The sequence below is a fragment of the Paenibacillus donghaensis genome, assembly GCF_002192415.1.
Taxonomy (GTDB): domain Bacteria; phylum Bacillota; class Bacilli; order Paenibacillales; family Paenibacillaceae; genus Paenibacillus_AQ; species Paenibacillus_AQ donghaensis.
The window spans coordinates 4,467,033-4,479,282 of record NZ_CP021780.1 but is presented as its reverse complement, the minus strand read 5'-3'; the positions used below and the strand labels follow the sequence as shown (position 1 = coordinate 4,479,282).

General features: G+C 52.3%; 10 protein-coding genes. 8 read left to right on the top strand and 2 right to left on the bottom strand.

The window, feature by feature from the left end; translation table 11 throughout:
- Window position 1: 1 nt before the first annotated feature.
- On the bottom strand, window positions 2-865 hold the full coding sequence (locus B9T62_RS20615; protein WP_087917014.1) for an SDR family NAD(P)-dependent oxidoreductase: 864 nt from the start codon (window positions 863-865) through the stop codon (window positions 2-4).
- 226 nt (window positions 866-1,091) lie between these two features.
- Between B9T62_RS20615 and B9T62_RS20610 the strand changes: the two genes are divergently transcribed.
- From B9T62_RS20610 to B9T62_RS20595, 4 genes are all read left to right on the top strand, one after another.
- Complete coding sequence (locus tag B9T62_RS20610) at window positions 1,092-1,688, top strand: TetR/AcrR family transcriptional regulator (protein ID WP_087917013.1); 597 nt, start codon at window positions 1,092-1,094, stop codon at window positions 1,686-1,688.
- Window positions 1,689-1,959: 271 nt separating this feature from the next.
- On the top strand, window positions 1,960-3,018 hold the full coding sequence (locus B9T62_RS20605; RefSeq protein ID WP_087917012.1) for a FecCD family ABC transporter permease: 1,059 nt from the start codon (window positions 1,960-1,962) through the stop codon (window positions 3,016-3,018).
- The gene (locus B9T62_RS20600; RefSeq protein WP_087917011.1) at window positions 3,018-4,055 is read left to right on the top strand and encodes a FecCD family ABC transporter permease; all 1,038 of its coding nucleotides are present in this window, start codon (window positions 3,018-3,020) and stop codon (window positions 4,053-4,055) included. The genes B9T62_RS20605 and B9T62_RS20600 overlap by 1 nt, the downstream gene beginning before the upstream one ends.
- Before the next feature lie 60 nt (window positions 4,056-4,115).
- Window positions 4,116-5,150, top strand: a complete 1,035-nt coding sequence (locus B9T62_RS20595; RefSeq protein WP_087917010.1) for an NAD(P)/FAD-dependent oxidoreductase — start codon at window positions 4,116-4,118, stop codon at window positions 5,148-5,150.
- 611 nt (window positions 5,151-5,761) lie between these two features.
- Here the strand turns inward: B9T62_RS20595 and B9T62_RS20590 are convergent.
- Window positions 5,762-6,511 (bottom strand): FHA domain-containing protein, encoded by a 750-nt coding sequence (locus tag B9T62_RS20590; protein WP_087917009.1) that lies wholly within the window; start codon window positions 6,509-6,511, stop codon window positions 5,762-5,764.
- Window positions 6,512-6,810: 299 nt separating this feature from the next.
- Here B9T62_RS20590 and pbp4 point away from each other — a divergent pair, with 299 nt between their 5' ends.
- The 4 genes from pbp4 (at window position 6,811) to B9T62_RS20570 (ending at window position 12,172) form a co-directional block, all read left to right on the top strand.
- Window positions 6,811-8,895 carry a penicillin-binding protein PBP4(5) gene (pbp4, locus tag B9T62_RS20585; protein WP_087917008.1) on the top strand — a complete coding sequence of 695 codons (2,085 nt, stop codon included), beginning with the start codon at window positions 6,811-6,813 and terminating at the stop codon, window positions 8,893-8,895.
- Window positions 8,896-9,057: 162 nt separating this feature from the next.
- Window positions 9,058-9,417 (top strand): (2Fe-2S) ferredoxin domain-containing protein, encoded by a 360-nt coding sequence (locus B9T62_RS20580; protein ID WP_087920347.1) that lies wholly within the window; start codon window positions 9,058-9,060, stop codon window positions 9,415-9,417.
- A 947-nt stretch (window positions 9,418-10,364) separates the two neighbouring features.
- Window positions 10,365-11,306 (top strand): carbohydrate ABC transporter permease, encoded by a 942-nt coding sequence (locus tag B9T62_RS20575; RefSeq protein WP_087917007.1) that lies wholly within the window; start codon window positions 10,365-10,367, stop codon window positions 11,304-11,306.
- A 26-nt stretch (window positions 11,307-11,332) separates the two neighbouring features.
- Window positions 11,333-12,172, top strand: coding sequence for a carbohydrate ABC transporter permease (locus B9T62_RS20570; RefSeq protein WP_087917006.1), 840 nt, complete (start codon window positions 11,333-11,335; stop codon window positions 12,170-12,172).
- Window positions 12,173-12,250 lie beyond the last annotated feature (78 nt).

Sequence of the window (12,250 nt, the reverse complement as noted above, 5' to 3'; positions counted from 1 at the left end):
GTCAGCGGGCAGGCTTAATACGGTTATCGTCTTTGAATTCGGCACGATACAGCGCCTGCATCCGTTCCAGTACCTGATTGGCGTGAGCAATGAATTTCAGCTCGCGTTCCTTGCCCTTGACCAGGAAGGAACCGGGAGCGGCCTGGCTTGCTGCGGCATGATAGAGCAGGGAAGCTCCCTTGCTTGGCGGCGGGAACAGCAGCTTCATCATGGGCTTCACATAGAACGGCAGTCCTGAATCTTTGCCTTTGCGCAGCGTGTTGTTTCCTCCCGGATCGGCACTTAGAATACGAATGCCTTCGGCAGCGGCTTGGGGTGCGATGGCCCGGGTCCACAACGATAGAGCCAGCTTGGTTGCTGCATAGGAGCCAAATAGCCTGCGGAAGCTGGCGGGACGCTCCAGTAATACGGGATCGAACTCCTTGACGTATTTAAAAGCGCTGGTTGAGGTGTTCACGACTGTCTTACTTGTTCCGCGCTGCAGCAGCTCCTTAAGCTCCATATACATCACATAGGGCACAAGGGTGTGCAGTTCAAATTGTATTTCGCGCCCCTGCGGTGAATAGGCCAATGCCGGAGCGCTGCCGCCGGCGTTGTTGAACAACACGTCAATGTATTCTTCGGCGCCCTTGATCTGTTCAATGGCCGGTTTCAGACTTGTGAAGTCGGTCAGATCAGCCCGATATACCCGCAGCTGGCGGCGCGTTCTGGCTTCCTGAATCGACTGGTCATCCGCTGTGAAGTCGGAACGGACCAGAGCAATCACCTGCCAGCCTTCAGACAATAGCTTGCGTGTAAGCTCTAGCCCGATTCCGTTGTTTGCGCCTGTAATCAGCGCGGTTAGTTGTTTGGTATTCGTTGGCATAGTGGTTTCCTCCATTGTAACTATAATTAATAAACCATCATAAGCTGATAAAACAACGCGTGTTGCTTAGTCAGCGCTTGTTTAGTATACTAAGGTTCACAGGCTCAGCGGTCAACCAGCAATATAGCTCTTCTGTATGGTTACACAACACCTCCAGAAATCTGTTGCCGAACCGGTTAAGCTGCAGCTTGGTTTATATTATATATAGAGGAAAGAGGTGCGTTAGTTGATTGCCAATACGGAAGACCCGCGCGTGAAACGCTCCAGACAGCTGATTAAGGATGCCTTCATGGCGCTGATCATGGAACGCGATTTCGAGTCGATTACCGTCAAGGACATTGCGGAGCGGGCGACGATGAACCGGGCGACCTTTTACGCACATTATGTGGACAAATATATGCTGCTTGAGGTGATGTTTCTGGAATTGTTCGAGCAGCAGCTCGCTGTACAGAAGATGGATCACAGCACCTTCAATACCGATACGCTGGAGCGGCTAATTATGGCTGTATGCAATTTTTTCACATCGGTCAAAATAGGCTGCCACAAAATCTCCTCCTCGGTCATGTCCCTGATGGAAGAGAAAATTATCTCCCGGCTCGCACAGGTTATTGAAGGCATTATGGAGCAGAACACCGGAGCAGGCGGAGCGGCCAGCGAGGAGAATAAACTTACTGTGATTATGCTCAGCTGGTCGATCTATGGAGCGGCCTTGCAATGGAGCCGGAGCTCTAGCCTGTCGATGGAAGCATTGGCAGCCCAGGCAACCGCCGGCATTCTTAACGGCGCTGGACATCTATGCGGGAACACAGAGAATAAGAAGTAGCTGTCGGCAAGCTAACTCCTGTGAACCAGCTACCCGGTTGGGCGTGTTGCATCCGTTCCAGCCTGAGATGAAGGCAATCAATAAACAGCAAGTTCCGCCACAGGGGACTTGCTGTTTGGCGTTTCTTGAAGGCTGCTCAGGAGGTAGAGGATGTTTAATTGTCGGGGGGATCACATTTGTCCATTGCCAAAGTAAGACAATTTCAGCTACAATATGAGAAAGTGATGATAATGAGAATCAATTTCATAGTAAATAGGAATAGGTGACATTCATGAATCAACAGGTTACACCAGGGATAGGATTGCACAAAAAAAAGGGGAAGGCTCAATTAAGCTCCAGACCTTGGGCGGCTACGCTCGTTCTTGTCGGTGGACTGGCCCTCCTGGTCTTGGGACTGGCGATCTCTGTCTCGTTCGGGGCCGCTGACATTAAGCTGTCGGTGGTATGGGCAGCTGTATTCCACTTCAATCCTGATCTAACTGACCACCAGATCATCCGCGAGCTGCGGCTTCCGCGCGTGCTTGGCGGTGCCATGATCGGTGCGAGCTTCGCCGTAGCCGGGGCGATTATGCAGGGAATGACCCGCAACCCGCTGGCCGATTCCGGTCTGATGGGCATTAACTCAGGCGCAGGGTTTGCGCTTGCAGTATGTTTTGCTTTTTTCCCCAATCTGTCGTTTATGTATCTGATCATGTACTCATTCTTGGGTGCGGGACTCGGTGCTGGGATTGTATACGGGGTAGGCTCTATGGCGCAGGGAGGCCTTACTCCTGCCCGTCTTGTGCTTGCCGGTGCGGCCTTCAGCGCGCTGCTCTCAGCCCTTAGTGAAGGCATTGCGCTGTATTTCAAGATCGGCCAGGACCTCGCCTTCTGGTATGCGGGTGGTGTGGCCGGGATCAAATGGTTCCAGCTGAAGATTATGTTCCCGTGGGTCGCAGTGGCTATTCTCGGGGCGATTGCCTTGTCCCGCTCCATTACGATGCTCAGTCTGGGCGATGATATTGCCAAAGGGCTGGGGCAGCGGACCGGTCTGGTTAAACTGGCTGGGGCACTGATTGTGCTGGTTCTCGCCGGGGCATCAGTGGCAGTTGTGGGTGCAGTAGGGTTTATTGGTCTGATTATCCCTCACCTTACCCGCTATATTGTCGGAGTGGATTATAGGTGGATTATCCCCTGCTCAGCCATCCTTGGCAGCTTGCTTGCCGTATTTGCCGATCTGGCCGCGCGAATGGTCAATCCTCCGGCAGAGACTCCGCTGGGTGCAATTATTGCACTGATCGGCGTACCTTTCTTCCTCTATCTTGCTCGTAAAGAAAGGAGGGAGCTGTAATGAAGAAGAACATCGGTTCAGCTTCCTTGAACCCTGCCAGAACCAGACATGGCCTGACGGTTATCGCCGTATTGATCGTTCTGATCCTGATTGTATTCATGATCAGTGTGAACACAGGACACATACGTTTGACTCCGCTGGAGCTGCTGCGCACCTTGTTCGGGCAGGGAACGGACAAGCAGGAGCTGATCCTGTTTGATTTCCGGTTGCCGCGCATCGTGATCGCGGTTCTAATCGGCGCGGGTCTGGCCGTATCCGGGGCGGTTATGCAGGGGGTATTCCGTAATGCGCTTGCAGACCCCGGCATTCTCGGCATTAATGCTGGCGCAGGGCTGATGGTCATGCTGCTGGTTTCCTTCTATCCGACGACGTCGGCGGCTCCGGTCTATGTGCTGCCGCTTGTCGCCTTTGTCGGGGCAGGATGTACCGCCGCCCTGATCTATGCCCTGGCTTATAAGCGCCACCAGGGGATTTCCCCGATCCGGCTGCTGCTCACCGGAGTTGCGGTCGCGGCTGGAATGAGTGCGGCCATGATTGTGCTCACCCTGCGGCTGGACCCGGATAAATATCAGTTCGTGGCCACCTGGCTGGCCGGCAGCATCTGGGGAACCAGCTGGAAATTCGTGCTGTCTCTGTTGCCCTGGATTGTGATTCTGCTGCCTTATATTATCTATAAGGCACGGGTGATGAACGTGCTGCATCTGGGCGAGCATACGGCAACCGGGCTGGGTGCGGCGGTCACACGGGAGCAGTTCCGCCTGCTCGCCGCCGCCGTAGGCCTTGCGGCTGCAAGTGTGGCTGTCAGCGGCGGCATCGGGTTCGTGGGCCTGGTCGGGCCCCATCTGGCCCGGCGGCTGGTCGGTCCGCAGCATCAGCTGATGCTGCCGGCATCCGCGCTGCTTGGTTCGCTGCTGGTAATCACGGCCGATATGATCGGCCGCTGGATTCTGCAGCCTTCAGAGATTCCAACAGGTATCGTTGTTGCTGTCATTGGCGCTCCTTATTTTCTGTATTTGCTAGCCCGCACGAAATCCTAGAATCAACGCAGGCCTGGCTCGATCCACAAATCCATTAACGATACAACAGGAGGGTATATCATGAGCAATGAGCTGGAGTTATATGATGTGACAATTATCGGCGGTGGCCCTGCGGGGATGTATACCGCCTTCTATAGCGGCATGCGTGATTTGAAGACGAAGCTGATTGAGGCGAAGGAAGAGCTGGGCGGCAGAATGCTGATTTATCCCGAGAAAATGATCTGGGACGTCGGCGGAGTCACTCCGGTGCTGTGCCGTCAACTGATCGACCAGCTGGCGCAGCAGGCAATGACCTTTGATCCGACACTGGTGCTGGGGCAGCAGATTGTGGCCCAGGAGCGGCAGGAGGATGGCACCTATATCCTGACCTCCTCCACAGGCGAGCAGCACTGGACCCGCACGGTGATCTTGACCATCGGATACGGCATTCTGCAGATGGCCAAGCTGGAAATTGAAGGCGCGGACCGCTATGAAGTGACGAATCTGCATTATACTGTTCAGGAGCTGGAGCCATTCCGCGGCAAAAGAGTGCTGATCTCCGGCGGCGGCGACTCCGCCGTGGACTGGGCCAACGAGCTGGAATCGGTTGCCGCCAGCGTAACGGTGGTACACCGCCGCGAACAGTTCGGCGGTCATGAGAAGAACATCGCACGGATGAAGGCTTCCTCCGTGCAGATCCTGGTCCCTCACGCCGTCAGCCAGCTGCACAGCAGCGATGGCGAGAAGATCGATGAGGTGACGATTGCCCACACCGAATCAGGCGAGGTGACCCGCGTCGCAGTCGACGCGGTAATCGTCAACCACGGGCTGAAGAGCGACTTCGGCCCGCTGAAGCAGTGGGGGCTGGATATGGGCGACTGGTGCGCGAATGTCAGCGGGCGGCTGGAGACGAATCTGCCAGGCATCTTTGCGGCAGGGGATTTCGTTGACTATACCAGCAAGGTGCGGCTGATCGCCGGAACCTTCACCGATGCTGTGCTTGCGCTGAACAGTGCCAAGCTGTACATGGACCCGTCGGCGCCCAAAGCCGCCTATGTCTCGTCCCACAATGAGCGGTTCAAGGAGAAGAACAAGGCGCTGGGCGTGGCTGAGTAGGTTCACGGCTGCTTGAATCTGCTCAAATGACCAAAATAGATGCCTTTTCGCATCTATTTGCTCCAAAACGGAGAAAAACCGCCAAATAGATGCACTTTTGGTTACTACTTAGGACCCTGCGAGGATATAGAAGGTTTACTTGCGAAGGTTAGGGGATCGCACTACCGTAATCCAAACCCTCCCCCACCCGGAACTTCAAGTAACCTACGTCCTAACGGACCGTATAGCCCTCCTCATTTCTACGCTGGTTTGGAATGTAACGGACCGCATAGCCTCTATATCGGAAAAACAGGCCTTACCTAGTGGGTTTCGGCTTGAATAGGGGCTCCTGAGTCCGTTAATAGTCTGAAAGGTAATCGCTGGTTACCGGCGACAGCCTTCCTTTGTTATGCTTAGCCTCCTTGTCGTGCGGTGTGGTATGACAGGCTCGGACGAGTAACACAAGGAACACAAGGGGGCTCTAAGTAGTAACCACTTTTGCAACTGAATTATGGGTTCAAACCGATGGAGCTACCACTGGACGGAATCCCGGATGTTCTCAACACAATTCGAAGATAGATTTTCTCTGTCTGGTTAGTCAACAGCTTAGATACTCTGCACTTTGGCAGGATTTAAGCTTTGATTACCCCATCGTCATACCTCTGCATATAGATTCCTTGTTTATACACGGACTTAATGGTGAAGTAACCATTTAGCTTGCGGTTGGTCCGGTAAATTAATGAATTGACTTCATCGATACCAATCAGCCCGGAATCCACATCGAACCTCTCCTGCCACACCTCCTGCACAATCTGCTCCCGCGTGACAAAATGATCCAGACAGCCGTAGAGCAGCCTGAACAGCTGGTATTCTTTTTTGGACAACGAGATATGGTTGCCGTCCAGCTCAACCCTCTGCAAGTGATCATTCAGCCTAAGCTCCTCACCACGACAAGATTTCTGCAAATCCAGCTCCCGCATATTCAATTGTTGCCTCTCCAGCTCTCGCATATCCCAATCGCGCACATTCAGCTCCCGCGTGTCTTCCAACTGCAGCCCCTGCTGCACCTGCAGCTCAATACGCCCGTCCACCAGTGTCAGAATATCTCCCACATTCAGCAGGTGAGGGATGTGCGGCGTGAGGTGCAGGCCGTTTAGCTCGGTGCCGTTTTTGCTGCCTAGATCCTCAACATACAGCTTGTCCTGTACCCGCTGGATGGAGCAATGCTGCTTGGAGACAAGCAGATTATTAATGGCCAGATCGACCTGGCTGGCTCCGGTATATCTGCCGATAATCAGGCGCTCGGCTCCCTGCACATAAGCGAATGACCCATCGGTGGGCTGGCCCGCTGTATTTACAATGATTCGGATAAGAGGCATCATCTTAAGATTCTCCTTTTGCGCTCATAAGTAATGATAATTTCATCAGTTTTCTACTATTGTAAACCAACCACAGGGCTTGTATTTTAAAATATAAGAATATATATGTTGCACGCTATAATTTATCCTTCTATTTCTCGCAGAAACGGATGCCTGAAAGCGATACGTAGTATCGCTGCTTCGGAAGCATACGCCTTGCAGAGGACGGCGAAACCGTTTCTTCTTATAAAAAGAGCATATTGCCATACTATTCTAGTATACTAGAGCTGATCCAATAAAACCCATATGTGAGGCGGTAACCTATGAGAAGAAGGTCTATCATCATCGGCACTCTGCTGGTGCTAGTGCTTGCAGGCGGACTCGGGCTCTATTTATATATGAACCAGGAGGAAGAAGAGAAGCCGGAGGTCACGTTGCAAAAATACGTCAGCAGCCTGCAGCAGCAGGATTTCGCAAGCCTGTACAGCCTGATGTCGCAACAGTCGCTGGAGCAGTCCGGATTGACCCCGGAGCAATTTAAAGAGAAATACAAAGTTATCTTTGAGGGCATGAAGGCAGGCGGAATCGAAGTGAAAATGGGCGAGCTGGTGAAGCTCGAAGATCAGCCGATATATACAGTGGATTATTCTGTGCGTATGAATACTTTTGTTGGTGAACTTAGCAAGTCTTACACGCTGAACATGGTCCAGCAGCAAGAGGAAGCGGGAACAAGCTGGAGAATTGACTGGCTGCCCTCGCTGATTCTGCCTGAGATGGTCAAAGGCGATAAGGTGCGGGTCAAGGTGCTGCAGCCGGAACGTGGTAACATTGTCGACAAGGATGATTACTCACTTGCAGGTAAAGGTTCGGTTATGGAATGGGGGATTGTGCCCGGCAAGCTGGTTCCGCGTGATTCCACCCTGCCTGAAGCCGAAGCCAAGGCCGCTTCGATTGCCGCCATTAGCGAGCACTATAAGGTCAGTGTAGAGGTTATTGAGAAGGCGCTGGCGCAGAAATGGGTCAAACCTGAGTATTTTGTACCGATTGCGGTTACGGATGATTCTTTGATCCCTGTAGAGCTGAATGGAGTTTCCATCCAATCCAAGCAGGTTCGTGCTTACCCCTTAGGTGAAGCAGGGGCGCAGCTGATCGGCTATATCCGTCAGGTGACGGCGGAGGACTTGGAGAAGGACAAGGAAGGCTATTATACAGCACAGGACTGGATCGGCCGGGCGGGTCTGGAGCAGTCGCTGGAGAAGCAGCTGCGCGGCGAGAAGGGCGGCCTAATTGAGATTGTGGACGAAGCGGGCACAAGCAAATCTGTTGTACTGCGCAAGGATGCGGTGGATGGGCAGAACATCCGGCTCAGCATCAGCTCGCGCGTACAGCGGGAGCTGTACCAGACCCTCGCAAGCAGCGGAGACGCCGGTGCGGCGGTGCTGATGGATTCCGTCAGCGGCGGACTGCTGGCGCTGGTCAGCGCTCCGGCGTATGATCCGAACCTGATGGTGAACGGCCTGTCGCAGGCCCAGTGGGACAGCTACTCCAAGAATCCCAATCTGCCGTTCACCAACCGGTTCACGAACCGGTATGCGCCAGGCTCTGTATTCAAGGCAATTACAGCCGCAGCCGGACTTACCGAGAACGTGACAACTGTGGACAAGGTGCATCAGATTCAAGGCAAGCAGTGGCGCAAGGACGCAAGCTGGGGCGGTTACTATGTGACCCGGGTCAAGGACTTGGCTAATGTGACCATGAACGATGCGCTGGTCTATTCGGACAATATTTATTTTGCCCAGGAAGCGCTGGAGATGGGCAATGACAGATTCATCGCAGGCATTGAGAAGTTTGGCTTCGGCAGCAACTTTGGTCTGGATGCGCTCTATCTGAAAGCCAGCCAGATCGCCAACAAGGACCATCTCAAGCTGGATTCAGAAGTGCTATTGGCGGATACCGCCTATGGACAGGGAGAGATGCTGATGTCCCCGATTCACATTGCCGCTGCCTTCACTCCGTTCAGCAATCAGGGCAAGCTGGTCAATCCGGTATTGCTGCTTGCAGGCGGACAGGGAACAGCCGCTGCCGGACAGCCCATCCTAACGCCTGAAGTCTCGCAGACGGTAAGAGACTCGCTGATCCAGGTGGTTGAGAATCCCGGCGGAACCGCCCATGCGCTGTCCGAAGTTCCTTACAAGCTGGCCGCCAAGACGGGAACGGCGGAGCTGAAGCAGGCCAAGGGGGAGCAGGGGCAGGAGAACGGGTTTGTTGCCGTTTTTGACACTGAATCTCCCTCGTTTATACTTTCGATGGTGATAGAGAAGGTCAACGGCAGAGGCGGCAGCCACTATGTGGTCGATAAGCTGAAACCGTTCCTGACCGAACTTCCGGGTTATCTCGCCCGTCCATAGATCTGGAGAAGGCAGGCCGTATAGGCTTATGATCAACTATCAGAGAGTATAAGTTTCACCTGATCCTTTCTTCTTCCCTTGACGCAGCTGGTCCTTGTCCTTATTGTTGAGGGTACTCCACAACTCGGGGATAACAGCAGGCAAGAAAGGATGGCATACCAGTTGACGACCTATAACCTGCAAGGGACGGTAAGTCATATATTGATCTGCAACGGCAGCAGCTGCAAGAAGAACAGAGGCGAAGAGGTTGCGGAAGCGATCGAGGCCGAAATTGAGAAGCAAGGCGCACAGAGCCTAATTCATACCACGACTACACGCTGCAACGGAAGATGCGGGGATGCCTGCGTGGTGATTGCCTACCCGGAAGGCGTATGGTACAAGGAGATTACGCCGAAGCTGGGCAAAGCGCTGGTGCGCAAGCATCTGGAGGGCGGACGCTTGGAAGAGAATGTGCTGTACAGCTATGAGAACGGGCTGGTGGCTGTCGACCCGAAGGGTGCCAAAGGCAAGAAAAAGAAATAGAAATGCAAAAAACCGTAGCGGCTTCATTCACAGATGGCAACCGCTGATTTAAGATTGAGCCATAAATACAAATACAAATACAAATAGCTGCTGTACACGTTACTGCTTAGGCCTCCATATGATGAGAACATCGAAATCTCAGCTCCGCGAGGGTTTCTTAAGTCCAATCCGCCGAATTAGTTGCGAAAGTGCATCTAATTGGCGGATTTTTTCCGTTTTGGAGGAAATAGATGCAAAAAGGCATCTATATTAGCCTTCTGAGCGAAATATATCTGATTTACTCGAGATTAGTTGCATTTTTGCACTTATTCGCCTGCTGACAGGAGTTTGAGTTGAAATTAGTTGCACTTTTGGTTACTACTTAGGGACGAGGGTATAGAAGGTTTACTTGCGAAGGTTAGGGGATCGCACTACCGTAATCCAAACCCTCTCCCACCCGAACTTCAGGTAACCTACGTCCTAACGGACCGTATAGCTCCTGTTTCCTCATTTCTGCGCTGGTTTGGAATGTAACGGACCGCATAGCCTCTATATCGGAAAAACAGGCCTTAACTAGTGGGTTTTGGCTTGAATAGGGGCTCCTGAGTCCGTTAGAGCTGCAAAACAGCCTTTGTACAGCAAATAGGGGCTCCTGAGTCCGTTAATAGTCTGAAAGGTAATCGCTGGTTACCGGCGACAGGCTCGGACGAGTAACACAAGGAACACAAGGGGGCTCTAAGTAGTAACCACTTTTGCATCTAATTGCTCCCAACGTTTCAGCGCAACCTTCTACATCCCCGCTGGGACCTAAGTAGGAACCGGTACACGTTCTATCTCATCCCGGATTCCCGGAACATGTCAAAATTATCGTGAATATGATCAAAATACCGTCAAAGTGCTGGCGGTATTTTTTTTATAATCAAACCATAGTAGACGCGTGGCCACTAACCAATAATTGAGGTGTAACTATGGGGCAAAATCTTGAAACCTTATCGCAAAAGCCGCCAGCCAAGGCCAGCCGCAAAACCTGGTCCCTGCAAAAGGGGGAAACCCTGTCCGGTTTCTTGTTCGTCAGCCCGATGCTGATCGGCGTATCAATCCTGGTGCTGATACCGATTATCGCCACCCTGGTGCTCGGCTTTGCCGACTGGAACTTTGTGCAGGGCTTTGACGGCATCAAATGGGTAGGCATCCAGAACTTTGTCAACCTGTTCCAGGATGAGATGTTCCTGCGCTCGGTGCGCAATACGTTTATTTTTCTGCTGACGGTTCCGATCTATATGCTGGTCTCGATGGTGCTGGCGATCCTGATCGACCGTTATGTGTATCTGAAGGGGTATTTCAAAATCGCCTACTTCGTGCCTTATGTATCCATGACTGTAGCCGTTGCTGTGGTATGGCAGGTGCTGTTCCAGCCTTCTTACGGGCCGATTAACGAAATGCTGAAGGCGATCGGAATCTCTGATCCTCCGAAATGGATTGCCGATCCAAACTTCGCCCTGATCTCGATCATGATGATCTCCATCTGGATCTCCATCGGCTTCAATATGATCATCTACATTGCCGGACTGCAGTCGATTCCGAAAGATCTCTATGAAGCTGCCGATATTGACGGAGCCAACGGCTGGACGAAATTCAGACGGATTACCTTTCCGCTGCTGTCGCCGACTTCCTTTTTCCTGCTTGTAACCGGTATTATTGCTACCTTTAAAGTGTTCGACGTGGTAGCGGTCATGACCCAGGGCGGTCCGATTGGCTCTACCTCGATGATGGTCTGGTATCTGTATGAGACAGCCTTCATCAACCTCAAGGTCGGATATGCTTCCTCCATAGCGGTTGTGCTGTTCGCCTTCGTGCTGCTGATTACGTTCGGGCAGTGGATCGCGCAGAAGAAATGGGTCAATTACTAAACAAGAGAGTGAAAGGAGAACGGATGATGCAAACGCGCGAAGGGCTGGACTTACGTAAGATTGTCGTAACGATTGTAATGTTTGTGGGAAGTATCTTGTTCCTGCTGCCTTTTATATGGATGCTGGTAACCTCGTTTAAAGTAGAGTCGGAAGTATTCACTTACCCGATCCAGTGGCTGCCGAAGGAATGGAATGCGATTGAGAACTACAAGGAAGTCTGGTTTGGGCAATATCCGTTTACGATGTATTACTGGAACTCTATTAAAGTGGCTGTCATCACCACCACCTTGTCTTGTCTCGTATCGGCCATGGCCGCGTACGGCTTCTCCAAAATCAAATTCAAGGCCAGCAATTTCCTGTTCATGATCGTGCTGGTGACCTACATGATTCCCGGACAGGCGATCCTGATCCCGCAGTTTATTCTGTACCGCAACATCGGGCTGTTCGACAGCCACCTGGGGCTGATTATGCTGGGCAGCTTCAGTGTATTGGGTACGTTTATGCTGAGACAATTTTTTATGGGACTGCATCAGGAGTTTATCGAATCTGCCAAAATCGACGGCGCCGGCCACGGCCGCATCTTCTGGTCGATTGCCATGCCACTGGTCAAGCCAGCCGTAGCCACCTATGCGATTCTGCGGTTCATCTGGACCTGGAATGACTACCAGAACCCGCTGATCTTCATCCGTAGCGACAGACTGCTGACCCTGCCGATTGCGGTGCAGAAATTCACTTCCATGAGCGGAGAATTTTACTCTCTCATTATGGCGGCGGCGGTATCGGCGATTCTGCCGTTGATCCTAATTTTTATTATCGGGCAGAAAAGTGTTATCGAAGGGATTGCTCTCGGCGGCGTCAAAGGCTGATAATCGGATGTGGACCGCGGCATAATCACTAATATTAAATTAGAAGTAAAAATAATTCAGAAAAAGTAAATATTGTTT

Excerpts from the sequence above, each read along its gene's own strand:
- B9T62_RS20615 (WP_087917014.1), bottom strand. The coding sequence starts at position 865 with ATGCCAACGAATACCAAACAACTAACCGCGCTGATTACAGGCGCAAAC.
- B9T62_RS20605 (WP_087917012.1), top strand. The coding sequence starts at position 1,960 with ATGAATCAACAGGTTACACCAGGGATAGGATTGCACAAAAAAAAGGGG.
- B9T62_RS20600 (WP_087917011.1), top strand. The coding sequence starts at position 3,018 with ATGAAGAAGAACATCGGTTCAGCTTCCTTGAACCCTGCCAGAACCAGA.
- B9T62_RS20595 (WP_087917010.1), top strand. The coding sequence starts at position 4,116 with ATGAGCAATGAGCTGGAGTTATATGATGTGACAATTATCGGCGGTGGC.
- B9T62_RS20590 (WP_087917009.1), bottom strand. The coding sequence starts at position 6,511 with ATGATGCCTCTTATCCGAATCATTGTAAATACAGCGGGCCAGCCCACC.
- pbp4 (WP_087917008.1), top strand. The coding sequence starts at position 6,811 with ATGAGAAGAAGGTCTATCATCATCGGCACTCTGCTGGTGCTAGTGCTT.
- B9T62_RS20575 (WP_087917007.1), top strand. The coding sequence starts at position 10,365 with ATGGGGCAAAATCTTGAAACCTTATCGCAAAAGCCGCCAGCCAAGGCC.
- B9T62_RS20570 (WP_087917006.1), top strand. The coding sequence starts at position 11,333 with ATGCAAACGCGCGAAGGGCTGGACTTACGTAAGATTGTCGTAACGATT.